General features: G+C 71.1%; 24 protein-coding genes. 16 read left to right on the top strand and 8 right to left on the bottom strand.

All coding sequences use genetic code 11. The annotated features are described in order from the left end of the window. The first annotated feature begins 94 nt into the window (after nt 1-94). Entirely contained in the window at nt 95-1,195 is a 1,101-nt protein-coding gene (gene rlmN, locus WBK31_RS27615) for a 23S rRNA (adenine(2503)-C(2))-methyltransferase RlmN (protein WP_364070131.1), read from the top strand. 155 nt (nt 1,196-1,350) lie between these two features. Here rlmN and WBK31_RS27610 read toward each other — a convergent pair whose 3' ends face one another. Both WBK31_RS27610 and WBK31_RS27605 read right to left on the bottom strand, forming a co-directional pair. Beyond that, nucleotides 1,351-2,022 (bottom strand): hypothetical protein, encoded by a 672-nt coding sequence (locus WBK31_RS27610; protein ID WP_406673421.1) that lies wholly within the window; start codon nt 2,020-2,022, stop codon nt 1,351-1,353. Further along, nucleotides 2,019-2,738: an ATP-binding cassette domain-containing protein gene (locus WBK31_RS27605; protein WP_406673420.1), complete on the bottom strand. Its 720-nt coding sequence runs from the start codon at nt 2,736-2,738 to the stop codon at nt 2,019-2,021. Before WBK31_RS27605 ends, WBK31_RS27610 begins: the two co-directional genes overlap by 4 nt. A gap of 115 nt (nt 2,739-2,853) precedes the next feature. Between WBK31_RS27605 and WBK31_RS27600 the strand changes: the two genes are divergently transcribed. Together WBK31_RS27600 and WBK31_RS27595 are read left to right on the top strand one after the other, a co-directional pair. Further along, nucleotides 2,854-3,390 carry a DivIVA domain-containing protein gene (locus WBK31_RS27600; RefSeq protein WP_364070140.1) on the top strand — a complete coding sequence of 179 codons (537 nt, stop codon included), beginning with the start codon at nt 2,854-2,856 and terminating at the stop codon, nt 3,388-3,390. A gap of 81 nt (nt 3,391-3,471) precedes the next feature. Beyond that, complete coding sequence (locus WBK31_RS27595; protein WP_406673419.1) at nt 3,472-3,810, top strand: GNAT family N-acetyltransferase; 339 nt, start codon at nt 3,472-3,474, stop codon at nt 3,808-3,810. 161 nt (nt 3,811-3,971) lie between these two features. Here the strand turns inward: WBK31_RS27595 and WBK31_RS27590 are convergent, their stop codons facing one another. From WBK31_RS27590 to iolC, 5 genes are all read right to left on the bottom strand, one after another. Then, nucleotides 3,972-5,183, bottom strand: a complete 1,212-nt coding sequence (locus tag WBK31_RS27590; RefSeq protein WP_406673418.1) for an AI-2E family transporter — start codon at nt 5,181-5,183, stop codon at nt 3,972-3,974. 61 nt (nt 5,184-5,244) lie between these two features. After that, nucleotides 5,245-7,092: a 3D-(3,5/4)-trihydroxycyclohexane-1,2-dione acylhydrolase (decyclizing) gene (gene iolD, locus WBK31_RS27585; RefSeq protein ID WP_378786890.1), complete on the bottom strand. Its 1,848-nt coding sequence runs from the start codon at nt 7,090-7,092 to the stop codon at nt 5,245-5,247. Next, a complete protein-coding gene (gene iolB, locus WBK31_RS27580; RefSeq protein WP_364070151.1) occupies nt 7,089-7,928 on the bottom strand; it encodes a 5-deoxy-glucuronate isomerase in 840 nt (279 codons plus the stop codon). The genes iolD and iolB overlap by 4 nt, the downstream gene beginning before the upstream one ends. Next, nucleotides 7,925-8,833 (bottom strand): deoxyribose-phosphate aldolase, encoded by a 909-nt coding sequence (locus WBK31_RS27575; protein ID WP_378786894.1) that lies wholly within the window; start codon nt 8,831-8,833, stop codon nt 7,925-7,927. Before WBK31_RS27575 ends, iolB begins: the two co-directional genes overlap by 4 nt. Continuing rightward, the gene (gene iolC / locus WBK31_RS27570; protein ID WP_364070154.1) at nt 8,830-9,768 is read right to left on the bottom strand and encodes a 5-dehydro-2-deoxygluconokinase; all 939 of its coding nucleotides are present in this window, start codon (nt 9,766-9,768) and stop codon (nt 8,830-8,832) included. Before iolC ends, WBK31_RS27575 begins: the two co-directional genes overlap by 4 nt. Before the next feature lie 264 nt (nt 9,769-10,032). On the opposite strand from iolC, the gene WBK31_RS27565 reads away from it, so the two are divergent. From WBK31_RS27565 to WBK31_RS27520, 10 genes are all read left to right on the top strand, one after another. Next, on the top strand, nt 10,033-11,427 hold the full coding sequence (locus WBK31_RS27565; protein ID WP_406673417.1) for an extracellular solute-binding protein: 1,395 nt from the start codon (nt 10,033-10,035) through the stop codon (nt 11,425-11,427). A gap of 76 nt (nt 11,428-11,503) precedes the next feature. Further along, nucleotides 11,504-12,328: a sugar ABC transporter permease gene (locus WBK31_RS27560; protein WP_364070160.1), complete on the top strand. Its 825-nt coding sequence runs from the start codon at nt 11,504-11,506 to the stop codon at nt 12,326-12,328. After that, nucleotides 12,325-13,143, top strand: a complete 819-nt coding sequence (locus WBK31_RS27555) for a carbohydrate ABC transporter permease (protein ID WP_364070163.1) — start codon at nt 12,325-12,327, stop codon at nt 13,141-13,143. Before WBK31_RS27560 ends, WBK31_RS27555 begins: the two co-directional genes overlap by 4 nt. Then, nucleotides 13,143-14,207 (top strand): ABC transporter ATP-binding protein, encoded by a 1,065-nt coding sequence (locus tag WBK31_RS27550; protein ID WP_364070166.1) that lies wholly within the window; start codon nt 13,143-13,145, stop codon nt 14,205-14,207. The genes WBK31_RS27555 and WBK31_RS27550 overlap by 1 nt, the downstream gene beginning before the upstream one ends. Further along, on the top strand, nt 14,204-15,397 hold the full coding sequence (locus WBK31_RS27545) for a CehA/McbA family metallohydrolase (RefSeq protein WP_364070168.1): 1,194 nt from the start codon (nt 14,204-14,206) through the stop codon (nt 15,395-15,397). Before WBK31_RS27550 ends, WBK31_RS27545 begins: the two co-directional genes overlap by 4 nt. Then, nucleotides 15,388-16,281 carry a TIM barrel protein gene (locus WBK31_RS27540; protein ID WP_364070171.1) on the top strand — a complete coding sequence of 298 codons (894 nt, stop codon included), beginning with the start codon at nt 15,388-15,390 and terminating at the stop codon, nt 16,279-16,281. The genes WBK31_RS27545 and WBK31_RS27540 overlap by 10 nt, the downstream gene beginning before the upstream one ends. Beyond that, on the top strand, nt 16,278-17,357 hold the full coding sequence (locus WBK31_RS27535; RefSeq protein ID WP_406673416.1) for a Gfo/Idh/MocA family protein: 1,080 nt from the start codon (nt 16,278-16,280) through the stop codon (nt 17,355-17,357). The genes WBK31_RS27540 and WBK31_RS27535 overlap by 4 nt, the downstream gene beginning before the upstream one ends. Next, nucleotides 17,354-20,098, top strand: coding sequence for a glycoside hydrolase family 38 C-terminal domain-containing protein (locus tag WBK31_RS27530; protein ID WP_378786902.1), 2,745 nt, complete (start codon nt 17,354-17,356; stop codon nt 20,096-20,098). The genes WBK31_RS27535 and WBK31_RS27530 overlap by 4 nt, the downstream gene beginning before the upstream one ends. Before the next feature lie 35 nt (nt 20,099-20,133). Beyond that, nucleotides 20,134-20,541 (top strand): hypothetical protein, encoded by a 408-nt coding sequence (locus WBK31_RS27525; RefSeq protein ID WP_364070178.1) that lies wholly within the window; start codon nt 20,134-20,136, stop codon nt 20,539-20,541. A gap of 94 nt (nt 20,542-20,635) precedes the next feature. Continuing rightward, on the top strand, nt 20,636-21,280 hold the full coding sequence (locus WBK31_RS27520; protein ID WP_364070181.1) for a cyclase family protein: 645 nt from the start codon (nt 20,636-20,638) through the stop codon (nt 21,278-21,280). A gap of 9 nt (nt 21,281-21,289) precedes the next feature. Here WBK31_RS27520 and WBK31_RS27515 read toward each other — a convergent pair whose 3' ends face one another. Continuing rightward, nucleotides 21,290-21,781, bottom strand: a complete 492-nt coding sequence (locus WBK31_RS27515; protein WP_364070183.1) for an Lrp/AsnC family transcriptional regulator — start codon at nt 21,779-21,781, stop codon at nt 21,290-21,292. Nucleotides 21,782-21,978: 197 nt separating this feature from the next. Here WBK31_RS27515 and WBK31_RS27510 point away from each other — a divergent pair, with 197 nt between their 5' ends. From WBK31_RS27510 to WBK31_RS27500, 3 genes are read left to right on the top strand one after another with little or no spacing between them, the layout of a single operon-like run. Beyond that, nucleotides 21,979-23,412, top strand: a complete 1,434-nt coding sequence (locus WBK31_RS27510) for a gamma-aminobutyraldehyde dehydrogenase (protein ID WP_364070186.1) — start codon at nt 21,979-21,981, stop codon at nt 23,410-23,412. Nucleotides 23,413-23,431: 19 nt separating this feature from the next. Continuing rightward, on the top strand, nt 23,432-24,523 hold the full coding sequence (locus WBK31_RS27505) for an ABC transporter ATP-binding protein (protein WP_364070188.1): 1,092 nt from the start codon (nt 23,432-23,434) through the stop codon (nt 24,521-24,523). 21 nt (nt 24,524-24,544) lie between these two features. Beyond that, a complete protein-coding gene (locus WBK31_RS27500) occupies nt 24,545-25,747 on the top strand; it encodes a spermidine/putrescine ABC transporter substrate-binding protein (protein ID WP_364070190.1) in 1,203 nt (400 codons plus the stop codon). Nucleotide 25,748 lies beyond the last annotated feature (1 nt).

The following is a 25,748-nucleotide window of genomic DNA, read 5'->3' as shown; positions in this document are numbered from 1 at the left end:
GACCAGGACGCGAGCCCGACAGTGACCAGGAATTCCACCTCCGATCCGAACGTTCACTACCCTGGTCCCAAACCCCTCAAGCAAAGGCAGCACAGTGTCCCAGCCTCCTGGTCAGCTCACCTTCGTCGCCCCGCGCCGGGCCAAGCCCGCCCGGCACCTGGCCGACCTGTCGATGGCCGAGCGGCGGGCGGCGGTCACCGAGCTGGGTGAGAAGGCGTTCCGCGCCGACCAGCTCTCCCGCCACTACTTCGAGCGCCTCACCACCGATGTGCAGGCGATGACCGACCTGCCCGCGGCGTCCAGGGACAAGCTGGCCACACTGCTGCCCAACCTGCTGACCCCGGTCAGAGAGCTGACCACCGACGGCGGCACGACGCGTAAGACGCTGTGGCGGCTGTTCGACGGCGCCCTGGTGGAGTCGGTGCTCATGCGCTACCCCGACCGGGTCACCATGTGCGTGTCGTCGCAGGCCGGCTGCGGCATGAACTGCCCATTCTGCGCCACCGGCCAGGCCGGTCTGACCAGGAACATGTCCACCGCCGAGATCGTCGAGCAGGTCGTGGCGGGCGCGCGGGCGCTGGCGGCCGGCGAGGTGCCCGGCGGGCCGGGACGCGTCAGCAACGTCGTGTTCATGGGCATGGGCGAGCCACTGGCCAACTACAAGCAGGTGATCGGCGCGGTGCGGCGGCTGGTCGAGCCCGCGCCTCACGGTCTCGGCATCTCCGCGCGCAGCGTCACGGTCTCCACGGTCGGGCTGGTGCCGGCGATCGGCAAGCTCGCCGATGAGGGGCTGCCGGTCACGCTCGCGCTGTCGCTGCACGCGCCCGACGACGAGCTGCGCGACACGCTGGTGCCGATCAACACGCGGTGGAAGGTGGCCGAGGTGCTCGACGCCGCGTGGGCGTACGCGGCGCGCACCAAGCGGCGCGTCTCCATCGAGTACGCGCTGATCAAGGACGTCAACGACCAGGAGTGGCGGGCCGATCTGCTCGGCAAGCTGATCAAGAACAAGCTGGTGCACGTCAACCTGATCCCGCTCAACCCGACCCCGGGCTCCAAGTGGACGGCCTCCCGGCCGGAGGACGAGCGGGCGTTCGTGCGGCGGCTGCAGTTCCACGGCGTGCCGGTGACCGTGCGTGACACGCGCGGCCGCGAGATCGACGGCGCCTGCGGCCAGCTCGCCGCCGCCGAATAAGCCCGCGCGAAAGCGGGTGCGGCGGCCAAGTGCGGCGTCGCGCGGGGGCCCGACGGCGTGCGAGGTCGGGTCCGTCGACGTGTGAGGTCGGGCCGCCGGCGGTGTGCGGGGGCGGGCCAGCCGGCGTGTGGGGTCGGGCCCGGCGGTGTGCGCTGTCAGGCGCGGCGGTGGCGGAGCCAGGCGTACGCGGCCAGGCCGATCACGCACCACGCCACCGAGATCGGCCCCAGCTCCGGCAGCCGCTCCACGAGCTCACACCGGCTCGCCGCCCGCATCCACCCGATCAGCGGCACGGTGAGCCACGCCGGCGCCATGGCGCTGAGCAGCAGCATGGCCAGGTAGCCGAGCACCAAGGTCATGATCGAGACGGCCGGTGACGGCAGCACGGCCCTGCTGGTGAGCGCGCCGAGCGCGGTGCCGGTCAGCGCCGACACCACGTACAGGGCCGCCGCCGCGCTCAGTAGGCCGTCCGAGGGCCACTGGGTGACGCCCAGCAGGAGCGCCCATCCCATCCCGAGCGCCGCGAAGGCGGCACAGACCGCGAACGCCGCGAGCAGCCCCGCGGCCACCTCCCTGCCGCGCCCGCCCACCAGGACGGCCGACATCTCCCGCTGCCGGTCCGGCTCGGTGTCGAGCAGGCTCCGCGCCGCCCAGGCGAGCACGGGCACGAGCAGCACGGCGCCGTCGGCCAGCGCGGAGCCCTCCTGGCCGGCCGGGACCCGGCTGCCGTGCAGGATCGCGAGCAGCGCGAGGGCGAGCAGCAGCGCCTGGTAGACGCGGTGCGAGCGGACGTACGCGGCCAGGCGGTAGAGGGCCAGCGCGATCATGAGCTCTCCTCCAAGCGGCGGGCTTCATAGCCCTCCTCGCGCATCCTGGCCAGGAAACCCGGCAGCTCGTCGGCGGGCAGGGTGACGGCCACGGTGGCGCGGGCGGGCGGTGAGGGGGACGCCGCGCCCTCCTTGAGCCGGCCGTCCACGATGGCCCACTGCCGCAGCCCGGGTAACTCGCGCAGACCGCCCTGGTGGTCGGACGCCACGACGATGCCGCCCCGCCCCGCCACCTCGGTGGCGATCCCGGGCAGCGCGGCGCGGGTGTCGGCGTCGAGCCCGGCGAACGGCTCGTCCAGGATCAACAGCCCCGGCTCGGCCATCAGCGCCTGCGTCAGGCCCACCTTGTGGGCGCTGCCCTTGGACAGGTCGGCGAGCGCGGTGCCGAGGAGATGGCCCATGCCGAGCCGCTCGGCCCAGGGCTCCCAGCGGGCGCCACCGCGTACGAGGGACATGTGCCGCAGATAGTCGGCGACGGTGAACGGCTGGTCGGTGGGGAAGCGGTCGGGCGCGAAGCCGACCACCGCGGGACGGTCGGTGATCGTGCCCGAGGTGGGCCGGGCGAGCCCGGCGAGCAGGCGGAGCAGGGTGGACTTGCCCGCCCCGTTCGCGCCGGTCAGCTCGATGACGTCGCCGGGCGACAGGCTCGCGTCGGCTTCCTCGATGACGAGAGGATGACGCCTGCGGTAGCGGTAGGCGACTTTGGACAAGCGCATGATCCCGTAACGATATAGGCCGGGTCGCAGGGCCGGGATAAAGGTCCGACAATGGAAGCACCCCTGGCACCCCCCATCTCAGGAGGATTGAGGCTTGAACCGCTTTCCACGCGTCATGGGTTTGCGTTCAGGCTATGACCCCGTCGAGGTCGACGCCCTGATCGGGCGGATCGAGTCGACCTTGGGGCGGGGCTCCCACCTCCTGGAGCCCGTCACCGCCGACGAGGTGCGCAGCGCGACGTTCCGCGCCGTGCGTGGCGGCTATCAGGAGACAGCGGTGGACTTCGCGCTGGAGGCGTTCGTGGTGGCGCTGGAGGCGCAGGCCAAGCGGCCCGTACGGCTCGCGATGGCGGAGCCGACCGGCGACATGCTGCGCGAGGAGTGGTTCGAGACGCAGGCCGCCCGCGTCGAACGGGTCGGCTTCCGCACCGGCCGCATGGGCACCGGCTACAACGAGGACGAGGTCGATGCCTTCCTCGACCGCATCGTGGCCACGCTGCGCGGCACCACCCAGTACCCGGTGACGGGCGAGGACGTGCGGAATGCGAAGTTCTCGACCGTGCTACTGCGTCCCGGCTACCTGATCGCCGACGTCGACTCCTTCCTCGCGGGCATCGCCGACGTCCTCGACCAGCGCCTGAGCCGTTCGTAAGGGTCACGCCAGGGCGGCCTCGACGGCGGCGAGCAGGCAGAGCGCCGTGACAGTCGAAAGTCACGTCACATAATGAGCGCCATGGCGATATCCGTACGGCCCATCGGCCCCGAGGACGGGCGTGTCGTGGCCCGCGTGCTCACCGGAAGCTGGGCGGGCACCACCGTGATCGCGCTGGGGCGGGGCGAGCTGATCGACGCGGTGCGTGCGGTGGCGGCCGAGCGGGGGCTGGCCAGGCTCACGCTGATCACCACCAACGACAACACCCACGCGCTGCGCTTCTACCAGCGTTACGGCTTCGACCTCGTCGCCCTGCACCGCGAGGCCGTGGAACGGGCGCGCGAGCTGAAGCCGAGCATCCCGAAGGAGTCGGACGGCATCCCGATCAGGCACGAGCTGGAGCTCGAACTCCGCCTCTGAACGCGGCCGCCACGACCGAGCGGCGGGTGGCCGTCGAAAGGCGGGCGGCCGTCAAAAGCGGCTGGCCTTCAGAAGGCGGATGGCCGTCCGGGAGGCGGGCGGCCGTCACAAAGCGGCTGGCCGTCCGGGAGGCGGGTGACCGTCCGGGAGGCGGGCGGGTGCTAGGTGGCCGTTCGCAGGCCGGACGGCCCGGGTTTCGGCCCGCCGGATCCCCGCTGAGGACCCGCCCCTCCGGATTTCGGTCCGCCCGGCTGCGGCCCCGGCGGCTCCGGCCCCGATGGATGCTGGCCCGGCGGCCCGGAAGCGGCCGGTCCCGCGTCGGCGGGTCCCGCGCCGGGCGGTCCCGAGTCAGGTGGTCCCGCAGGGCCCGTATCGGGTCCGGGAGACTCCTCGTCGGCTCTGGCGCGGTGCAGCAGGGCGACGATCACCGATGTCACCGGCGCCGCCAGGAACGCCCCCGCGATCCCGGCCACCACGCTGCCCACCGCGATCGCCACCAGGATCACCGCGCCCGGCAGGTCGAGCGCCTTGCCGTAGATCTGCGGCGCCAGCACGTGCCCTTCGAGCTGCTGCACCGCCACGGTCACCGCGACCACGATCAGCGCGACCAGCCACCCCTTGGCGACCAGCGCGACGACGGCGGCGAGCAGCCCGGCGAACAGCGCGCCCACCACCGGCAGGAACGCCCCCGCGAACGTCAGCACCGCGAGCGGCAGCGCCAGCGGCACGCCGAGAATCCACAGCGCGACGCCGATGAAGAACCCGTCCACCAGCCCCACGATCGCGACACCGCGGATGTAGCGGCCGATGACGTCGAAGATGAGCGCTCCGGTCTCGGCCATCCGGGGCCGCGCGGGCGCGGACGCAAGCGAGATCAGCCAGCGGAAGAGCCGGTCGCCCGAGTGCACGAAGTAGACCGACAGGATGACGGCGAGCACCGCGCCGACCACGATCTCGCCCGCCGTCCGCACCCCGGCCAGGGCCCCGGTGGTGATCTGCCGGTTGCGCGATGACAGGTAGTCGCGGGCCTGCGCGAGGAGCTGCCGGTCGTCGAACCCGAGCCGGGTGACGAGCCCGTGCAGGTCGTCGAGCACCTTGCCGACGCTCGCGCCCAGCTCCGACAGGCTGGCCACGGTGGGCGGCACGAGCAGCGCGAACAGCGCCCCCGCGAGCAGCAGCCCGCCGGAGAAGACCACCGCGGTGGCGAGCGCGCGCCCGGCACCGCGCGACATCAGCCGGCGGGCCGGGGGCAGCAGCAGCGCCGTGAGGAAGACGCCGACGACGATGGACAGCGCCACCGTACGCAGGTGATGCAGGCAGAACAGGGCGACCGCGACGACCGCGATCCACCCCAGCAGCCGCCACGGCCCCATCGCCTTGCCCCCAATCGTGCCTGGTCAGAGGAGTTCCCCAGGCTGATCGGGGGCAATCATGCTAGGCGGGCGGCGCCAGGTGCGCGTGCTGGGCGCGCTTGTTCGCCTCGTACTCCTCCTTGGCGGACCGGGTGGCGTCGGTCGTGGCCACCTGCGCCACGGGCACGTCCCACCACGCCTCGGACGAGGGCACGTCGTCGGCGAGCCGGTCGGTGGGCACGTAGATGACCGTGGTCTCGCTCGCCGACCTGGCCGCCTCGAGGGCCTTGCGCAGATCGGCGACCGACTCGGGGCGCAGCACGGTCGCGCCGAGGCTGGCCGCGTTGGCGGCGAGGTCGACGGGCAGCGGGCCGCCGTCGCTCGCCTGGTAGGCGGTGCCGAGGCGTTCGGCGCCGACGCTCTCCGACAGCCGCCCGATGGAGGCGAAGCCGGAGTTGTCGACCAGCACCACGATCAGCTTGACGCCGTCGGCGACGGCGGTGACGAGCTCCTGGGCCATCATCAGGTACGAGCCGTCGCCCACCAGCACGAACACCTCGCGCTCAGGGGCGGCCCGCTTGATGCCGAGCCCACCGGCGATCTCGTAGCCCATGCAGGAGTAGCCGTACTCGACGTGGTAGCTGCCCGGGCCGCTGGGCCGCCAGAGCTTGTGCAGGTCGCCGGGCATCGACCCGGCCGCGCACACCACCACGCCGTCGTCGCCGGCCGCCGCGTTGACCGCGCCGATCACCGCCGCCTGCGAGATGGGGGTGCTCTCCACCGCGTACGCGGCGTCCACCTTCGCGTCCCAGGCCCGGATCAGCTCGGCGGCCCGCGCCCGGTAGGCGTCGGGGGTGCTCCAGCCCGCACACGCCTCGTCCAGGTCGGCGAGCCCCTCGCGGGCGTCGGCGACGAGCTGCAGGCCGGAGAGCTTGGCCGCGTCGAAGCCGGTGACGTTGAGGTTCACGAAGCGGGCGTCGGGCGCGAAGATCGTCCGGGAGGCGGTGGTGAAGTCGCTGTAGCGGGTGCCGATGCCGATGACCACGTCGGCCTCGCGGGCGAAGGCGTTGGCGGCCGTGGTGCCGGTCGCGCCGACCGCGCCGAGGGCGAGCGGGTGCCCGTGCGGCAGCGCGCCCTTGCCCGCCTGCGTCTCGGCCACCGGCACGCCGTGCGCCTCGGCGAAGGCCCGCAGCGCCTCGGTGGCCTCGCTGTAGATGACGCCACCGCCGGCCACGATGAGCGGGCGCTCGGCGGAGGTGATCAGCTCGGCGGCGCGGGCCAGCGCCGCGCGCTCGGGCCGGGGCCGCGCGATGTGCCAGACCCGGCGGGCGAACAGCTCGTCCGGCCAGTCGTAGGCCTCGGCCTGCACGTCCTGCGGCAGCGCCAGCGTCACCGCGCCGGTCTCGGCCGGGTCGGTGAGCACCCGCATGGCCGCGAGCAGCGCCGAAGGGAGCTGCTCGGGGCGGTTGACGCGGTCCCAGTAGCGGGAGACCGGCTTGAAGCAGTCGTTGACCGAGACGTCGTAGGAGCGCTGGTCCTCCAGCTCCTGCAGCACCGGGCTGGCGACGCGGGTGGAGAAGATGTCGCCGGGTAGCAGCAGCACGGGCAGCCGATTGATGGTGGCGCCCGCCGCACCCGTGATCATGTTGGTGGCTCCGGGGCCGATCGAGGTGGTGCACGCCAGCGTGGCCAGGCGGTTGCTCGCGCGGGCGTAGGCGGCGGCCGTGTGCACCATCGCCTGCTCGTTGCGGCTCAGGTAGTACGGCAGGTCGGTGCCGGAGGTGGCGAGCGCCTGGCCCATGCCGGCCACGTTGCCGTGGCCGAAGATGCCGACGCAGCCGCCGAAGAACCGGCGCTCGACGCCGTCGCGCTCGCTCCACTGCGCGGCCAGGAAGCGGACGACGGCCTGCGCGACGGTCAACCGGGTCATGACGTCCTCCCGAACGGCACTCTGGGGTCGATGGGCTGGCCGTCCCACGAGGAGCGGATCCAGGCGTGGCGGGGGTCGTCGCAGAAGGCCATCGACCGCTGCTCCGCCGGGCCGGCCAGGACGTTGAGGTAGTACAGGTCGTAGCCGGGCGCGGCCATGGAGGGGCCGTGGTAGCCGTACGGGATGAGCACGACGTCGCCCGACGACACCTCGGCGAGCGTGTCGATGTGGCCCCGCTCGGAGGTGTAGACGCGCTGGTAGCCGACGCCCTCACCGGCGACCTCGAAGTAGTAGATCTCCTCCAGCACCGCCTCGCCGGGGTTGGGGGTGTCGTGCTTGTGCGGCGGGTACGACGACCAGTTACCGCCGGGCGTGAGCACCTCGACCGCCATCAGCTTGTCGCACTCGAAGGCGTCGGGCGCGCAGAAGTTGTTGACCTGGCGGGTGGCCTGCCCCGCGCCCCTGATCTCGACGGACACCTCGGATGCGGGCACGTAGCGGGGGTCGAGCCCGCGCGTGGCGCGCGCCGACGGCAGCGCGATGCGGCCGGTGCCGGTCAGCGTCACCTCGGTGCCGATCGGCACGTACGCGAAGTCGGACGGCCCGTCGAAGACCGACGCCCGCCCGGTCAGCTCGAATGTCTCGCCCGGGATCGCGACCGTGCACGAGCCGGCCAGCGGCAGGACGAGGAACTCCTCCTCGCCGGTGTCGAAGGTGACCGGGGTCTCGCCCAGGTCCGTCACCCGCAGCCCCGAGTACGTCCACCCGGCCACGGACGGGGTGATCTCCACCGTCCAGGGGTCGCGGGCGGCTTTGCCGTAGGGAAGGTAGGTCATGCACGAACCTCTCGCACCAGGGCCGCGGCACCGTCGACCGCGGCCGCGACGTCGTCGTCCGGGGGATAGAGCAGGGCGCGCCCGACGACCAGGCCGCGCACCCCGGGCAGGCCGAGCGCGCGGTGCCAGTCGGCGTAGGCGGCGTCGATGTCGGGCGGGTCGCCGCCGAGCAGCAGTGCGGGCAGCGTGGTCGCGGCCATGACGCGCTCCATCTCGGCCACGGCGGGGATCTTCAGCCAGGTGTAGGCGGAGGTCACGCCGAGCGCCTGGGCGACGCTGATGGCCCTGATCACCGCGTCGGGCGACAGGTCGTTGCGTACGGCGCCCGACTCCGACCTGCGCGACCAGAACGGCTCCACCATCGCCACGAGCCGACGCCTGGCCAGGTCGCTGACCGCCCGCGCGCACGACTCCAGCGTGGAGACGGTGGCGGGGTCGGACGGGTCGATGCGGCAGAGCATCTTGCCGCCGTCGAGCCGCATGGCGTCGATGGCGTCGGCGTCGAAGCCGGTGAAGCGGTCGTCCATCTCGAAGACCGAGCCCTGCAGGCCGCCCCGGTTCATCGAGCCGAAGGCGAGCTTGCCCTCGAGGGCGCCGAGCAGCAGCAGGTCTTCGAGCACGTCGGGGGAGGCGAGGATGCCGTCCACACCCGGCCTGGCCAGCGCCACGCGCAGCCGGTCGAGCAGGTCCACCCGGCTGGCCATGGCGAGCGGCCGGTCGCGCACGCCGAGGGCGCCGCGCGCCGGATGGTCGGCGGCGATGATGAGCAGCCGTTCGCCCTCGGCGGGCAGGCCGCGCCGCTCGCGCCGGGCCGCGGCCTCGGCGATCTCCTCCGGCCTGGTGGCGCGGATGTGCGTGAGCCGCCCGTAGTCGGCCGCCCTGGGCGGCAGCGTGATGTCGCTCACGAGCGGGCCCCGTTCAGCAGTTCGTCCACCTCGGACGTGGTCGGCATGGCGTCGGCGCAGGCCAGGCGGGCGGCCACGAAGGCGCCGGCGGCGTTGGCGAAGCGCAGTGTGCGTTCGAGCGGCCAGCCGCGCAGCAGGCCGAGGCAGACGGCCCCGCCGAAGGCGTCTCCGGCGCCGATGCCGTTGACGACCTCGACCTTCATGGGCTCGACCAGCGCGCTCTCCTCGGCGGTGCGGGCGAAGACGCCCTCGGGGCCCATCTTCACGATCGCGACGCGTACGCCGGCGTCGAGCAGCGCCTGCGCGGCGGCCTCGGGCTCGCGCACGCCGACCGCCACCTCCACCTCATCGAGGTTGCCCACGGCCACGTTGGCGTGGGGCAGCGCCTTGCGCGCGGCCTCGTGGGCGGCCTCGCGCGACTCCCACAGGGTGGCGCGGTAGTCGAGGTCGAACACCGTCCAGCCGGAGGTGCGCACCGACAGCGCGGCCTCGTGGGCGGAGGCGCTCGGCTCCTTGCTGAGCCCGGTCAGCGAGAACCAGAACAGCGGGGTGCGGGCGATCGCGTCGAGGTCGAGCATGGACGGTTCGATGCGCAGGTCCGGCGGATGCTCGCCGCGGTAGAAGTAGATGGGAAAGTGGTCGGGCGGGAAGATCTCACAGAACGTCACGGGGGTGGGAGCGCCCTCGATGGTGCTGACGAAGGCGTCGTCCACGCCGAAACCGCGGATCGCCCGGCGCACGTAGTCGCCGAACGGGTCGGCGCCCACCCCGGTGATCACGGCGGGGCGCAGACCGTGCCGAGCGGCGGCGACGGCGACGTTGGTGGGGCTGCCGCCGAGGAACTTGCCGAAGCTCTCGACGTCGGCCAGGCCGACCCCGGTCTGCAGCGGGTAGACGTCGACGCCGCAGCGGCCGATCGTGATCAGGTCGTACAACAGCACCTCCAGGGACGGAGCTTACCCTCGACACTATGGCATATTGTCATGACATTCGGATGTCCGCTATGTTGCGCAATGTGCCCCGTCCGAAACCCCGGTGCTCACGTCTCAGGTGACCGAAATGTGAACATTCGGTCCTCCCTGGACAAAGCCGCAGTATGAGGGCACTTCCTTGATCATGGCCAGGTCTTTACGTCATCTGAATGTCATGACATATTGGCCCATGGCTGCCTCCCTTTAAGGACACGTCGGAGGGTTTGCATGGCATTGCGGAAACGGTCGTTGGGTGTGGTCGCGGTCATCACCGCGGCCGGTCTAGGGCTCGCCGCCTGCGGCCAGTCCTCCGGCGGCGGCGGAGGCGGTGACACCATCGAGCTGACGATCACCCAGAACGCCATCGCCGGTGGTAAGAACGCCGCCGCCGCGCAGCACATCACCGACTGGGTGATCCCGAAGTTCGAAGAGGCCCAGAAGGCGAAGGGCAAGAACGTCACGGTCAAGTTCGTACCCAGCGGCGTCGATGACGAGCAGTACAAGACCAAGCTCTCGCTCGACCTCAAGTCGGGCAAGGGCGCGGATGTGATCGACCTCGACGGCATCTGGGCCGGTGAGTTCGCCGAGGCCGGCGACATCAAGCCGCTGTCGGAGCTGGTCGGCCCCGAGGCCGACAACTGGGACGGCTGGGCGCAGATCCCCGAGGCCGTCCAGGGCATGACCGAGTTCAACGGCAAGAGGTACGCGCTGCCCATCGGCACCGACGGCCGCGTCCTGTACTTCAACAAGAACCTCTTCGCCAAGGCGGGCCTGCCGGCCGACTGGCAGCCCAAGAGCTGGCAGGAGATCATCGACGCCGGCACCAAGCTCAAGAACGCCGGCGTGCCCGTCCCGATCCAGATCAACGCCGGCACCGCCATGGGCGAGGCCACCTCCATGCAGGGCGTGCTGCCGCTGCTCGCGGGCGCGGGCGGCGAGGTGCAGAAGGACGGCAAGTGGACCGGCGCGTCCCAGCCGCTGAAGGACGCGCTCGGCTTCTACCAGAAGATCTACGGCGGCGGCCTCGGCGACCCCAAGCTCCAGCAGGAGGCCAAGGGCCGCGACAAGTCGTTCCAGCAGTTCGCCGAGGGCAAGATCGGCATCCTGATGGAGGGCGACTACTTCTGGCGCGGCGTGGTCAACCCCAAGACCGGCATCGCCAAGATGGCCGACCGCGACCAGGTCGTCGGCTACGCCATGATCCCCGCCATCGAGCCGGGCAAGGGCATCCGCGGCCAGGACTTCGTCAGCATGTCCGGCGGCGCGCTGCGCACGGTCAACCCCAACAGCAAGCACCCCAAGGAGGCGTTCGAGCTGGCCGCCTTCACGCTCTCGCCCGAGGCGCTGAAGGAGGAGACCAAGGACGGCAACGTGCGCATCACCCCGCGCGCGGACGTCAACAAGGAGATCCTGGCCGGCGAGCCGCTGCTCACCTACATCTCGGAGAAGGTGCTGCCACTGACGGCCTACCGCCCGCCGGTCGCGGTCTACCCGCAGGTGTCGGTGGCGCTGCAGGAGGCCACCGCCGCGGTCGTCGGCGGCACGTCGCCCGACCAGGCGGCGGCCGACTACCAGAAGAAGCTTGAGGGAATCGTCGGTGGCGCAGGCAATATCGCCTCCTGAAGTAGCGGCCGAGAGCGGCAAAGAGCGTTACAGCTCGGACGCGGCGGGCCTGGGCAAGGCAAGGGCCGGGGTCTTCATGGCCCCAGCCCTCCTGCTCATCGCGGCCTTCCTCGTCTTCCCCGCGCTGTGGGTGCTCTATCTCGGCCTGACCAACTACCGCCTGACCGGTGTCGCCGCCGCCGAGCCGCAGTTCGTCGGCCTGGACAACCTCCTCGACGCGGCCTCCAACCCGACGTTCTGGAGCTCGACCTGGCTGACCGTGGAGTTCGTGCTCGGCTCGGCGGTCATCGGTCAGGTCGTGCTCGGCTTCACCATCGCCTGGCTGCTGCGCGACAAGCGCGGCCCGATCAAGCGCGTCGTCGAGGGCCTGGTCATCCTGGCCTGGATCCTGCCCAGCGCCATCGTGTCGTTCCTGTGGGTGGCGCTGCTCGACCGCGACGCCGGCACGCTCAACGCGCTGCTCGGCATGCCCGGCATGGCCTGGCTGCTCGACCACCCGATGCTGTCCATCATCGTGTTCAACACCTGGCGCGGCACCGCGTTCTCGATGATGTTGTACGGCGCCGCGCTCGGCAACGTGCCGCCCTCCCACCTGGAGAGCGCCCGCCTGGCCGGAGCCTCCGGCTGGCAGCAGCTCAGGGACGTCGTCTTCCCCCACATCAGGGGGCACATCCTGACGAACCTGCTGCTCATCAGCCTGTGGACGTTCAACGACTTCAGCCCGTTCCTGCTCACCGCCGGCGGACCCGACGGCAAGTCCGAAGTGCTCGCCGTGCACGTCTACAAGGTGGCGCTGCAGGGCGGCGAGCTCGGCTACGGAGCCGCGGTCTCCACGATCATCCTGCTCATCAACCTGGTCGTGGCGGTGTTCTACCTGCGGCTGCTCAGGAGCAAGAAATGACGCGATTCGTCCTGGGCCGCATCGGGTTCTACACGATGATCGCCGTGCTGCTGGCGTTCTTCACGATCCCGCTGCTGTGGCTGGTGACCGCGCCCTTCACCTCCGACCCCACCTACGAGGTGCGGGTGCCCGACTTCACCTGGGACAACTTCAAGGCCGTCGTCGAGCACCCGTACGCGCTGCCGTCGCTGTGGAACTCGGTGGTGCTGTCGGTCGGCACCGCGCTGCTGGTCGTGATCTTCTCGGCCCTGGCCGCGTACGCGCTCAGCCGCGTGCGGGTGCCCGGCCGCGACGCCCTGCTCTACGCACTGCTCCTGCTGTCGTCGATCATCACCGGCACGGCCGCGATGGTGCCGCTGTTCCAGCTCGCGGTCGAGCTGAACCTCATCGACTCCCAGATGGGGCTCATCCTCATCCTGACCGGCGGCCTGCTGCCCGCGGCGATCTTCATGCTCAAGGACTTCATGGACTCCACGCCGAAGTCCTACGAGGAGTCCGCCCGGGTCTTCGGCGCCTCGCCGCTGCAGATCGTCCGGCACGTGGTCGTCCCCGTCGTCCGGCCCGGCCTGGCCACCATCGCCGTGTGGTCCGTGGCCAACGTGTGGGGGAACTTCCTCATGCCGTACCTGCTGCTCAGCGACGTGGAGAAGCAGCCGGCGGCGGTGATCACGTACACGCTGTACACCGAGGGCGGGCAGGCGAACCTGAGCATGCTGTCCACGTTCGGGCTGCTGTACTCGATCCCGGTGGTGCTCATGTACCTGTTCGTCAGCAAGAAGTACGGCTTCCGCTTCCACGGAGGGATCAAGCGTTAATGGCCGCCATCGAACTACGCGGGCTGACCAAGGTCTACCCCGGCGGGGTCAAAGCGCTCGACGCGCTCGACCTGGTCATCCCCGACGGCGAGTTCTTCGCCCTGCTCGGGCCCTCCGGCTGCGGCAAGACCACGCTGCTGCGGACGATCGCCGGCCTGGAGACCGCGACCGGCGGTGCCGTCGTCATCGGCGGCAGGGACGTCACCGGCGTGCAGCCGGGCGGCCGCGACGTGGCCATGGTGTTCCAGGACTACGCGCTGTTCCCGCACATGGACGTCACCGACAACATCGCCTACCCGCTGCGCATCAAGAAGGTCCCCAAGGGGACCCGCCGCGAGAAGGCCGCCGAGGTCGGCGCGCGGCTCGGCCTCGAGCACCTGATGGACCGGCGGCCCGGCCAGCTCTCCGGCGGGCAGCAGCAGCGCGTCGCGCTCGCCAGGGTCATGGCCACGCAGGCGCAGGCGTACCTGTTCGACGAGCCGCTGTCCAACCTGGACGCCAGGCTCCGCCTTGAGGCCAGGACGTTCCTCAAGAAGCTGCAGCGCGAGCTGGGCGTCACCACCGTCTTCGTGACCCACGACCAGGCCGAGGCGCTGGCCATGGCCGACAGGATGGCCGTCATGGAGGCCGGGCACATCCGGCAGATCGGCACGCCGTCCGAGGTGTTCCAGCGGCCCGCCAACACGTTCGTCGCCGCCTTCATCGGCTCCACGCCGATGAACCTGCTCGACGGCATCGTACGAGGTGACACCCTGGAAGTGGCAGGCTGCAAGGTCGCGGTCCCCGACTCGGCCGCGGGACTGCTGTCCGACGGGGAGCAGATCGTGTACGGCGTACGGCCGGAATACCTGGCCTACTCCGCCGAGCCCGCGGACGGCGCGTTCGGCGGGAAGGTGGCCATCGTGGAGAACCTCGGCGCCGCCCACCTGGTGACCCTCGACGTGGGCGGCGTCAGCGTGCAGGCCGTGGTGCCCGAGGGCAGCGAGCCCGCCGTCGGCGACGACGGCTTCGCCCTGCCCCGCCGCGACCGCGCACTCATCTACCGGAACGGAGAGCTCGTATGACCACCGGCCACTGGACGCTGGACGACCGCCTGGAGCGGATCCTGCGCGAAGTGCCGTTCGAGGTGCCGCCCGGCACCGCAGCCGTGCACGTCAAGCTCTCCTACGACAGGTCGCAGGGCGTGCTCGACCTCGGCTGCGGCGCCCCCGGCGGGTTCCGCGGCTGGTCGGGCGGCGCGCGCGACGAGTACACGATCACCCGCGACTGGGCCACCCCCGGCTACCTGCCCGGCGAGCCCGAGCCCGGCACCTGGCACGTGTGGCTGCGGCTGCACCGCATCCCGCCGCAGGGCCTCGACTACACGCTCGAGATCACCTGCGAGCGCACCGCACCGCCCGAGCCGGCCGCCGAGGAGCCACCGTACGGCGAGCGCCCGCCCCGCAGGGACATCCCCGACGTCGGCGGCCTGCGCTGGTTCGCCGGCGACTTCCACGCCCACACCGTGCACAGCGACGGCAGCCTCACTATCGCCGAGCTGGCCGAGCTGGCCCACGGGCGCGGGCTCGACTTCCTCGCCGTCACCGACCACAACACGGTCAGCCACCACCCCTGGCTCGGCAAGATCGACCGCGGCATCCGCCTGCTGCCCGGCCAGGAGGTCACCACCGACCGCGGCCACGCCAACGTCTTCGGCGACGTCGGCTGGGTCGACTTCCGCAAGGCGCCCGACTCCTGGTACGAGCACGCCGAGCGCAACGGCGGGATCATGTCCATCAACCATCCGCTCGGCGGCGACTGCGCCTGGCTGCAGCCCATCGAGCGCCGCCCCCAGGTCGCCGAGGTGTGGCACTCCGGCTGGTGGGACCGCCGCTGGGGCGCGCCACTCGCCTGGGCCGACGCCTGGCGCGACGACGTCATCGCGATTGGCGGCAGCGACTTCCACCGGCACGGCAACGACGGCCTGCCCGGCGCGCCCACGACCTGGGTGCTCGTGGCGGGTGACGAACCCGAGACGGAGGCGGTGCTCGACGGCGTACGGGCCGGGCGCACCGCGGTCTCCGCAGGCCCCGACGCGCCGCTTCTGCTCCGGCTGGGCGACGAGCTGCTCGCGCTGGACGCCGACGGCCTGGTGCTGGTCCGCCCCGACGGCACCCGCCAGGTCGTGCGCGGCGAGCACGTGCTGCTGCCTGCCATCGACGGGCCGCACCGGCTCGAAACCCACGAGAACGAGGTGATCGCCCTATGCGCGTGAGGAAAGTCGCCAACGCTCCCGTCAGCTTCGGCGTGTTCGAGCTGAGCGACGCCCCGCCACCGCTGACCGCCGACGAGATGGTCCGCGCCCTGGCCGACGCCGGCTACGAGGGCATCGACTCCGGCCCGATCGGCTACCTCGGCACCGGCAGCGAGCTGGCCGAGCGGCTGTCCGGCGCCGGGCTGCTGCTCGCCGGCGGCTGGGTGGACCTGCGCTACCACGACGCCGAGGCGTTCGAGCAGGACCTCGCCGGGCTGGACGCCGCGCTCGACTTCTTCGCCGCCGCGCCCGAAGGCGACCTGCCGCCCAGACCCACGCTGGCCGCGCCCGGCACGCCCGAGCGGTTCGCCAGGCCGGGAGGCAACGCGCCCGGACTGCCCGCATCCGAGTGGCCCGCCTACGCCGCTCGCATCCAGCAGGCCGTGAACCGCTGCCGCGAGCGCGGCTTCGAGCCCGCCTACCACCACCACCTCGGCACGTACGTCGAGACGCCCGACGACGTCGAGCGGCTGCTGGAGCTGACCGACGTCGAGCTGTGCCTGGACACCGGCCACCTGTTGCTGGCCGGGGGAGACCCCGTCGAGTGCCTGCGCAGGTGGGCGAGCCGGGTCACCCACGTGCACATCAAGGACGGCGACAACAAGATCCTCGCCCAGGCGCTCGCCGACGGCGTGGACCTGCGCGAGCTGATGGGCCGCGGCGGCTTCGCCCGGCTCGGGGAGGGCGAGCTCGACCTGCCCGCCGTCATCCGCACGCTCGACGAGATCGACTACTCCGGCTGGGTCATCGTCGAGCAGGACACCCTTCCGGGGCGGCGCACCGTCGCCCAGAACATCGCCGACCAGGCGGCCAACCGCCAGAAACTGAAGGACTTGGGACTGTGAGAATCGCGCTGGTGGGTTGCGGCGCCGTCACCCAGGCGGTCTACGTGCCGCTGCTGTCGCGCCGCCGCGACCTGTTCGAGGTGGTCGCCGTCTGCGACCTGTCGCAGACGCTCGCCGACGCCGTCGGCGACCGGCTGGGCGCGGGCAAGCGCTACACCGACGTCGCCGGCATGCTCGCCGACGGCGGGTTCGAGGCCGTCGTCGTGCTCGCCTCCGGCTCGCACGGCGAGACCGTGCGCCGGGCGCTCGAGGCCGGCTACGCCGTGCTCTGCGAGAAGCCGCTCGCCCTGACCAGGGCCGAGGTCGAGGCGCTGCCCGAAGGGCGGCTGATGGTCGGCTACATGAAGCAGTACGACCCCGCCGTGCGCCGCGCCGAGAAGCTGCTCGCCGAGCTGGGCGGGCCCGCCGCCATCAGGGCCATCGAGGTGACCGTGCTGCACCCGAGCGGGGAGTCGCAGCTCGCCTTCGCCAACCTCACCCAGGCCCGCGACGTGGACCCCGGGCTGCTCGCCTCCCTGCGGGCCGCCGAGGACGAGCTGGTCTCCCGGGCGCTGGGCGCCGACGCGCCGAAGCCCGTACGCGACCTGTACGGCGTCGCGCTCGGCTCCATCTGCCACGACCTGTCGCTGCTGCGCCGCTTCACCGGCTCGCCCGCCGAGATCTCGTACGTCGAGACGTGGGGCGAGACGCCCGGCTCCATCGAGATCTCCGGCCCCCTGCCCGAGACCGGCAGGTTCTCCATCCGCTGGCACTACCTGGAGGACTACCCGGCCTACCGCGAGACCGTGGCCATCCACCACGACAGCGGCTCGCTCGAACTCGTCTTCCCCTCTCCCTACCTGATGAACGCCCCCACCACGCTCACCGTGGTCACCCCGGGCGAGAGCCGTGCGGTATGGCGCGAGGTGACTGAGGCGTTCGAAGTACAACTCGCGGCCTTCCATGCTTACGTGAACGATGGCACGCCGCCGCTCACCGACGCGGCCGGCGGGCTTGAGGACATCGTCACGGCACAGCGGATCGCGGCTCGCTACGCCGTACAGCACGATCTGCCCATTGGAGGGGAAGCAGCGTGAGCACCGAGATCGTCGTCGTACCGCACACCCACTGGGACCGTGAGTGGTACGAACCCTTCCAGCGCTTCAGGCTGCGCCTGGTGGCGCTGCTCGACGAGGTGCTCGACACCATGGAGCGCGAGCCCGACTACCACTTCACGCTCGACGGCCAGCTCGCGTGCGTGGACGACTACCTGGAGGTGCGTCCGGAGAACCGCGACCGCGTCGCCGCCCTGGTGAAGTCGGGCCGGCTCGCGGTGGGACCGTGGCAGATCCTGCTCGACGAGTTCCTGTGCTCCGGCGAGAACATCATCCGCAACCTCGAACTCGGCATGTCCAGGGCCGACAAGCTGGGCGGCGCCATGCCGGTCGGCTACCTGCCCGACATGTTCGGCCACACCGCGCAGATGCCGCAGATCCTGCGCAAGGCGGGGCTGCTGCACGCCTGCGTCTACCGTGGCGTGCCGTCGTCGGTCACCACCGACGCCTTCGCCTGGACCGCTCCCGACGGCACGGCGCTGCGCACGCAGTACCTCCCGGCCGGCGGCTACGGCAACGGAGCCCACCTCTTCCACGACACCGAAGGGCTCAAGGAGCGGGCGGCCTCGTTCGTCAGGACCATGCGCGAGTGGCACGGGCCCGCGGGGTCGCTGCTCGCCATGTACGGCACCGACCACTCCGCGCCCGTACGCGGCCTGCCCGAGATGGTCGCCGCCATCGGCGCCCGCATGGACACCCTGTCCGGCTACATCAGCGCGTACTCCGGCGACGTGGAGGGCCTGCCCCAGGTCCACGGCGAGCTGCGCTCGCACGCCCGCGCCAACATCCTGCCCGGCGTCATCTCCATCCGTCCCCACGTCAAGCAGGCCATGGGCCGCGCCGAGCGGATGGTCGAGCGTTACGCCGAGCCGCTCGCCGCGCTCTGGGGCGACGAATGGCCGGGACGCTTCCTCGACATGGCCTGGTGGCGGCTCGTCGACGCCAGCGGCCACGACTCCGTGACCGGCTGCGGCGTCGACGACACCGCCCAGCAGGTCGCCGCCCGCATCGCCGAGGCCGAGCACCTCGGGCAGGCGGTGCGCGACATGGTGACCGCCAGGCTCGCCGAGGCCGCGCCGTCCGGCTCCATCGTCATCGTCAACCCCACGCCGAAGACCCGCTCGGGCATCGTCACCCTCGACGTCGCCGGCTCCGACCCCCTCGTCGACGCCACCGGCGCGCCCGTGCCCACCCAGCCGCTCGAATACGCCGCCACGCTGCTGCTCGACGCCGAGATGGACCCGGCCGTCGCGCTCACCTTCGTGCACGGCACCGAGCTGTACGGCCAGCACATCACCGACTGGTCCGTCGAGGGCGACACGCTCACCTTCACCGTGGCGCGCGAGACGTCCGTCGTCTTCGACATGGACGACCTGCGGGCCGCCATCGACGGCGTCACCCGGGTGCGCATCATCGCCGAGCCGCGCCGCACCGTCGCCGCCCTCGTCCAGGTGCCGCCGCTCGGCCACACCACGGTCAGGACCGCGCCCCGCTCCGAGGTGTACGGCCCCACCGACGCCACCGCCGAGCCCACCGCGCTGCCCGGCGAGCACCACCCGGCGTGCTGGCTGCGCTCCGACTCGGCCACCCTGCCCGTACGCGGCGACGAACGCGTGCTCGACAACGGGCTGCTGCGCGTCGTCATCGCCGACGACGGCCTGCTCGACCTGCACGCCGAGGACGGCACCGTGGTCACCGGCGCGGGCCGCATCGTCGACGGCGGCGACGTCGGCGACACCTACAACTACGCGCCGCCGCAGGCCGACCTGGTCGTCTCCCAGCCGGTCTCCGTCGAGACCGACCTGATCTACAGCGGCCCGCTGGTCGCCGCCGTGGACGTCCGCCGCACCTACCGCTGGCCCGTCGCCGGCGAAGGGCTCGACGGCGCCCCCGAGGTGCCCGCCGCCAACCGGCGCGCCGAGATGGAGGAGATCGTCGTCACCATGCGGGTCGAGCTGCGCGCGGGCGAGCCGTTCGTCCGGCTGCGCGTCGAGTTCGACAACCGGTGCGACGACCACCGCGTACGCCTGCACGTGCCGCTGCCGAAGCCCGCCACCGAGTCGTACGCGGAGGGGCAGTTCGCCGTCGTCACCCGCGCCCTGACCTCCGAGGGCGGCTGCGGCGAGACCCCGCTGCCCACCTTCCCCGCCTCCTCCTGGGTCGCCGCGGGCGGCGTGGCCGCGCTGCTGGAGCACGTCACCGAGTACGAGGTGAACGACGACGAGCTCGCGCTCACCCTGCTGCGCTCGGTCGGCTACCTGTCCCGCAACCGCAACGCCCTGCGGCCCGAGCCCGCCGGGCCCCAGCTGCCCACCCCGGCCGCCCAGTCGCGCGGGCTGCGCACGGTGAACCTGGCGCTCATGCCGTTCCAGGGGTCGTGGGAGAAGGTCGTGCCGCAGGCGGAGACGTTCCGCCACGACCTGCTCGCGGTGCCCGGCCTCGGCGACCGCTCGCTGCCCATGCCGCAGCCCGCCGCCGGCCTGTCGGTGACCGGGGACGGGGTCGTCATGACCTCGCTGCGCGACCGCGACGGCTGGCTCGAACTCCGCGTCGTCGCCATGACCCCCGATCCGACCGAGGCCGTCATCGCCGGCGGCCTCCAGGAGGCCCGCCACGCCGACCTCCGCGGCCGTCCCGGCGACCCGCTCGAGGTCACCGACGGCACCCTCCGCCTTCCTCTCGGCCCCTGGGAGATCGCCACCGTCCAGTTTCGCAAACTCTGAGTAATGACTCGAACGCGTGTAGTGATGTCCGGGCCATGGTCACGGCCCAGCATGAGGGTCTGAACAAGATCGCGACCCGCAATCTCGAATACACCCGGGACATGCTGCGGGCGCTGTTCGACCTTCCGGTCCCGAAGTCGGGTGCGGCACGACTCGCCTCACCCGACCTCTCGGAAGCGGATCCCGGCGTCTGCCGGGCGGACAGCGCCATCCTGTACGGCTCGGGCGAGGAGAATCTCATCGCCGAGGGAGAGGTCCGCGGCGAGCTCAAGGGCAGCGTCAGGCGAGGGGCGGAGGCTGTGCTCGAGGTGCTTGAGGCCCGGGGGCTGCCAGTGCCGGAGCACGTGCGTCAGCGGATCACCGGGTGCGAGGATCCCGGCCTGCTGCGGGAGTGGCACATCAGGGCGGTCACCGTCGTGTCGGCGGAGGACGTTTTCGGCTGAGGTCCCTGCCTGGTCGGGGGCCTGGAAAGGCTAGTCGGCGGGCGGCGCGCCGATGGCGTGCAGAGCAGCTCCACGTTCGCCACACTGAGGTGTCATGACGATCGTCGATCTGTCGGTGCCGATCGAGACCGGGATGCCCGTCTACCCGGGCGATCCCGAGGTCTCGGTCCGCCCGGCACTCACCGTGGAGCGCGACGGCGTCAACGTGCTCGGCCTGCATCTCGGCTCGCACTCCGGCACCCACGTGGACGCGCCGAAGCACATCGACGACGCGCTGCCCGCCCTGGACGAGGTGCCGCTCGACCGGTTCTGCGGTCCCGCGACGGTGGTGGACGTGCGCGGCCTGCCGCCGCGCGCCCCGATCGGCCCTGAGCCGTTCCGCGGGGTCGCGGCGGGGACGATCGTGCTGGTCGCCACCGGCTGGTCGCGGTGGTGGGGCGGCGACCGCTACATCGGGCATCCGTACCTGACGGAGGAGGCGGCGGCGCTGCTGATCGAGCGCGGGGTGCGGACGGTGGGCATCGACGCGCTGAGCGTGGACCCGACGCCCGCCGACCCCGCCGACGACTTCCCCGCACACCGGGTGCTGCTCGGCGCGCACGCGGTCATCGCCGAGAACCTGACCAACCTCGACCGGCTGCTCGCCGCGCCGGAGGGCCGGATCGAGGTGTCCCTGCTGCCGCTGCGGCTGCCGGGCGCGGACGGGGCTCCGGTGCGAGCGGTCGCGCGGATCGCCTGACGGCCCAGGTCAGCGGGTGCCCCACGAGTACGTCTGCTTGCGCAGCTTGAGGTAGACGAACGACTCGGTGGCGCGTACGGACGGGATGGCCCGGATCTTGCTGAGGATCTCCAGCAGGTGGCCGTCGCCCTCGCAGACCACCTCCACGATCACGTCGAAGGAACCCGCCGTGAGCACGACGTAGTCGATCTCGTCGATGGCCGCCAGCTCGTCGGCCACCGTCTCCAGGTCGCCCTCGCAGTTGACGCCGATCATGGCCTGCCGGGGGAAGCCCAGCGTGAGCGGGTCGGTGACCGCGACGATCTGCATGACCCCGGCGTCCTGCAGCCGCTGCACGCGCTGCCTGACCGCCGCCTCGGACAGCCCGACCGCCTTGCCGATCGCCGCGTACGGTTTGCGCCCGTCCATCTGGAGCTGCTCGATGATCTGCTTGGACAGATCGTCGAGCACCACGGGTCCTGACTTACCGTTGTTGCGGCGTACGCGCGGCGGCGTCGTCATCGAGCGGATCCTCCTAGCGGGCCGGCGTTACGGGGGCGTTCCCGCTGGGTTGCCGTCCTGGTGCGACATGTTGTCAGTTCTTGGCGGTCTGTCAAGCGAATTCGTAGCAATTTGATATCTTCACCACGAAATCCCTTGTCCAGATGCACCTGCTCTGTCAGAGTCGCGGCATCTCAGCCACCTCACCAGGAGGGCGAATGACAACCCGTCTGCAGAACTTCATCAACGGTGAGTTCGTGGACGCCAAGAGCGGCCGGTTCTCCGACATCATCGATCCCTGCACGGGTGAGGCGTACGTCCAGGCGCCGGTCTCCGGCAAGGAGGACGTCGACGCCGCCTACGCCGTCGCGGCCGCCGCTTTCGAGTCGTGGGGCCGGACCACTCCTGGCGAGCGTGCCGGGCTGCTGCTGAAGATCGCCGACGCGATCGAGGCGCGGGCCGACGAGATCAACGAGGCGGAGTGCCGCAACACCGGCAAGCCCCTGGCCAGGATGGCCGAGGACGAGACGCCGGTCGCCGCCGACCACTTCCGGTTCTTCGCCGGCGCCGCCCGCACGCTGGAGGGCCCGACGGCCGGTGAGTTCCTGGCCGAGCACACCAGCGTCATCAGGCACGAGCCGATCGGCGTCGTGGGCCAGGTGACGCCGTGGAACTACCCGATGATGATGGCGGTCTGGAAGATCGCCCCGGCGCTCGCGGCCGGCAACACGATCGTGCTGAAGCCGTCCGACACGACCCCGGTCTCCACGCTCAAGCTGGCCGAGATCGCCGGCTCCGTGCTGCCGCCCGGCGTCTTCAACGTCGTCACCGGCGACCGGGAGACCGGCGCGCTGGTCGTCGGTCACCCGACCGCGTCGATGGTGGCCATCACCGGCTCGGTCGGCGCGGGCATGTCCGTCGCCAAGAACGCCGCGGACGACCTCAAGCGGGTCCACCTGGAGCTGGGCGGCAAGGCCCCCGTCGTGGTGTTCGACGACGTCAAGGACCTGCGCAAGGCCGCCGCCGACATCGCCGCCGCGGGCCTGTACAACGCCGGCCAGGACTGCACCGCGGCCTGCCGGGTGCTGGTGCAGGAGAGCGTGCACGACGAGTTCGTGGCCGCGCTCACCGAGGCCGCGGCCGCCACCGTCACCGGCGGCCCCGAGGTCGAGGACGCCTTCTACGGCCCGCTCAACAACGAGAACCAGCTCGCCAGGGTGCAGGGCTTCATCGACCGCGTCCCCTCGCACGCCAAGATCCTCACCGGCGGTCACCGCGTGGGCGAGCGCGGCTACTTCTTCGCGCCGACCGTCGTGGACGGACTCAAGCAGGACGACGAGATGGTGCAGAACGAGGTCTTCGGCCCCGTGATCACCGTGCAGACGTTCACCGACGAGGCCGACGCGCTGGCCAAGGCCAACGACGTGCGCTACGGCCTGAGCGGCTCGGTGTGGACCTCCGACCACGGCCGCGCCATGCGCATGTCGAACCGGCTCGACTTCGGTGTGGTCTGGGTCAACACGCACATCCCGTTCGTGTCGGAGATGCCGCACGGCGGCTTCAAGCACTCGGGGTACGGCAAGGACCTCTCGGTGTTCGGCCTGCACGACTACACCCGGGTCAAGCACGTCATGCACTACATCGGCGAATAACTAAGGAAAAATCCTGGATATGACCGGGCTGAGTGCGATTGAGCTTGAAGACGTCGTCAAGGAGTATCACTCGCATGGCGAGGTCGTCCAGGCGGTCAAAGGCGTGACACTGGACATCGCCGAGGGGGAGTTCTTCTCCCTCCTCGGCCCGTCCGGTTGCGGCAAGACCACGACCATGAGGATGATCGCGGGCTTCGAGGCGCCCACGAAGGGCCTGGTGAAGCTGCACGGCCAGGACGTCACCAACGTCCCGCCGAACAAGCGCGACGTCAACATGGTCTTCCAGTCCTATGCGCTCTTCCCGCACATGAGCGTCTGGGACAACGTGGCGTTCGGGCTCAAGCAGCGCAAGACGCCGCAGGCCGAGATCAAGCGGCGGGTCGGCGAGATGCTGGAGATCGTCGACCTGACCGGCCGGGAGAAGCGCATGCCGCGCGAGATGTCCGGCGGCCAGCAGCAGCGGGTGGCGCTGGCCAGGGCGCTGGTCAACCGGCCCAGGGCGCTGCTGCTCGACGAGCCGCTCGGCGCGCTCGACCTGAAGCTGCGCCAGGCCATGCAGATCGAGCTCAAGCGCATCCAGCGCGAGGTCGGCATCACGTTCGTGTACGTGACCCATGACCAGAACGAGGCGCTCACCATGAGCGACCGCATCGCGGTCATGAAGGACGGCCTGGTCGAGCAGCTCGGCGGGCCGCGCGAGATCTACGAGCGGCCCGCGACGGCGTTCGTGGCCGGCTTCATCGGCACCTCCAACCTGCTCACCGGCACCGCGACGGGCGGTGAGCTGAAGGTCGGCGACGGCCGGGTGCTGGTGCCGGGGCACGACGGCGAGGTGACCGTGACCGTCCGGCCGGAGAAGATCACCATCGGCACCGAGGAGCCGGCGCGCGACCGCAGCGCCGTCCGCGGCACCGTCTCCGAGGTGGTCTATCTCGGCACCTACAACAGTTACGCGGTGCGACTCGCCGAGGGGGCCGACGGTGGCGCCGCGGAGACCGTCATCACCGTGTTCCAGCAGAACAGCCATGACGCGACGGCGACGGCGGAGCGTGGCGACTCCGTGTGGCTGTCCTGGCAGGCACAGCACTCGTACGTGATTGGAAGTCGATAGCACCCCATGGACCCCCTCCTCATGCGTGGATGGACGCAGCCCCGCTCCCGCCGCGACCTCTTCAGGCTCGCGGGCGCATCCGCCGCAGGACTCGCCCTTGCCGCCTGTGGCGTGCAGGGGCAGAAGCAGGCGCCGCCGAAGCCCGACGCCGTGGCCGATTTCTGGGCCAAGCAGACCAAGCACGGCAAGGTCGTCTTCGCGAACTGGCCGGAGTACATGCCGGAGGACAAGGGACCGCTGGAGCGGTTCAAGAAGGACACCGGCATCGCGTACGAGTACAAAGAGGTCATCCAGGAGAACGCCGAGTTCTTCGGCGCGGCCGACCCGGTGCTGCGGGCCGGTCAGTCGCTGGGCTACGACATCGTCGTCATGACCAACGGCATCCAGCTCCAGCACTTCCTGGAGCTGGGCTACGCGATCCCGCTCGACCACTCCAAGCTGCCGAACTTCCAGGCCAACGCCGGGCAGAAGTACAAGGAGCGGCCGTACGACCCGGGCAACAAGTACACGGTGCCGTACACGTCCGGGGTGACCGGCATCGCGTACAACACCAAGTACGTCAAAGAGGACATCACCAGCATCGAGGCGTTGTTCGACCCCAAGTACAAGGGGCGGGTCGGCATGATGAACGACGCCCAGGAGATCGGCAACTTCGGGATGTTCGCGCTCGGCATCGACCCGGAGAAGTCGACCGAGGCGGACTGGCGCAAGGCCGGGGAGAAGCTCAAGGCCCAGCGCGACGCCGGAATTGTCCGGAAATATTATGATCAGTCGTATATCGACGCGGTGGCCAAGGGTGACGTCTGGGTGACCATGGCCTGGTCCGGCGACGTCTTCCAGCGGCAGCTCGCCGGCGAGCCGGTCAAGTTCGTGGTGCCCGCCGAGGGCGGCACGATCTGGACCGACAACATGCTCATCCCCAAGGGCGCCGCCAACCCGGTGGACGCGCTCATGCTGATGGACTACCTCTACCAGCCGGCCGTGGCCGCCGAGCTGGACGAGTACATCCAGTTCGTCACCCCGGTCCCCGCCGTGCAGGACCTGCTGAGGGAGAAGGCCAAGACGGCCAAGGGCGAGGCCAAGAAGAACCTGGAGAGCATGATCGACAGCCCGCTCATGTTCCCCACCGAGGACGACTACGCCAAGCTGCGCACGTACACCCCGCTCACCAACGAGCAGGAGCAGGTGTTCAACCCGATCTTCCAGTCCATCACCCAGGCCTGAC

The organism is Nonomuraea sp. N2-4H (genome assembly GCF_045291505.1).
Classification (GTDB): Bacteria; Actinomycetota; Actinomycetes; order Streptosporangiales; family Streptosporangiaceae; genus Nonomuraea; species Nonomuraea fastidiosa.
Note: the sequence above shows the minus strand (reverse complement) of the source record. Positions and strands in the feature narration are given on the sequence as shown.

Excerpts from the sequence above, each read along its gene's own strand:
- WBK31_RS27605 (WP_406673420.1), bottom strand. The coding sequence starts at position 2,738 with ATGCGCTTGTCCAAAGTCGCCTACCGCTACCGCAGGCGTCATCCTCTC.
- WBK31_RS27540 (WP_364070171.1), top strand. The coding sequence starts at position 15,388 with ATGCGCGTGAGGAAAGTCGCCAACGCTCCCGTCAGCTTCGGCGTGTTC.
- WBK31_RS27555 (WP_364070163.1), top strand. The coding sequence starts at position 12,325 with ATGACGCGATTCGTCCTGGGCCGCATCGGGTTCTACACGATGATCGCC.
- WBK31_RS27595 (WP_406673419.1), top strand. The coding sequence starts at position 3,472 with ATGGCGATATCCGTACGGCCCATCGGCCCCGAGGACGGGCGTGTCGTG.
- WBK31_RS27565 (WP_406673417.1), top strand. The coding sequence starts at position 10,033 with ATGGCATTGCGGAAACGGTCGTTGGGTGTGGTCGCGGTCATCACCGCG.
- WBK31_RS27510 (WP_364070186.1), top strand. The coding sequence starts at position 21,979 with ATGACAACCCGTCTGCAGAACTTCATCAACGGTGAGTTCGTGGACGCC.
- WBK31_RS27560 (WP_364070160.1), top strand. The coding sequence starts at position 11,504 with ATGGCCCCAGCCCTCCTGCTCATCGCGGCCTTCCTCGTCTTCCCCGCG.
- WBK31_RS27520 (WP_364070181.1), top strand. The coding sequence starts at position 20,636 with ATGACGATCGTCGATCTGTCGGTGCCGATCGAGACCGGGATGCCCGTC.
- WBK31_RS27515 (WP_364070183.1), bottom strand. The coding sequence starts at position 21,781 with ATGACGACGCCGCCGCGCGTACGCCGCAACAACGGTAAGTCAGGACCC.
- WBK31_RS27550 (WP_364070166.1), top strand. The coding sequence starts at position 13,143 with ATGGCCGCCATCGAACTACGCGGGCTGACCAAGGTCTACCCCGGCGGG.
- WBK31_RS27505 (WP_364070188.1), top strand. The coding sequence starts at position 23,432 with ATGACCGGGCTGAGTGCGATTGAGCTTGAAGACGTCGTCAAGGAGTAT.
- WBK31_RS27610 (WP_406673421.1), bottom strand. The coding sequence starts at position 2,022 with ATGATCGCGCTGGCCCTCTACCGCCTGGCCGCGTACGTCCGCTCGCAC.
- iolB (WP_364070151.1), bottom strand. The coding sequence starts at position 7,928 with ATGACCTACCTTCCCTACGGCAAAGCCGCCCGCGACCCCTGGACGGTG.
- WBK31_RS27600 (WP_364070140.1), top strand. The coding sequence starts at position 2,854 with ATGGGTTTGCGTTCAGGCTATGACCCCGTCGAGGTCGACGCCCTGATC.
- WBK31_RS27525 (WP_364070178.1), top strand. The coding sequence starts at position 20,134 with ATGGTCACGGCCCAGCATGAGGGTCTGAACAAGATCGCGACCCGCAAT.
- WBK31_RS27545 (WP_364070168.1), top strand. The coding sequence starts at position 14,204 with ATGACCACCGGCCACTGGACGCTGGACGACCGCCTGGAGCGGATCCTG.
- WBK31_RS27590 (WP_406673418.1), bottom strand. The coding sequence starts at position 5,183 with ATGGGGCCGTGGCGGCTGCTGGGGTGGATCGCGGTCGTCGCGGTCGCC.
- iolD (WP_378786890.1), bottom strand. The coding sequence starts at position 7,092 with ATGACCCGGTTGACCGTCGCGCAGGCCGTCGTCCGCTTCCTGGCCGCG.
- WBK31_RS27500 (WP_364070190.1), top strand. The coding sequence starts at position 24,545 with ATGCGTGGATGGACGCAGCCCCGCTCCCGCCGCGACCTCTTCAGGCTC.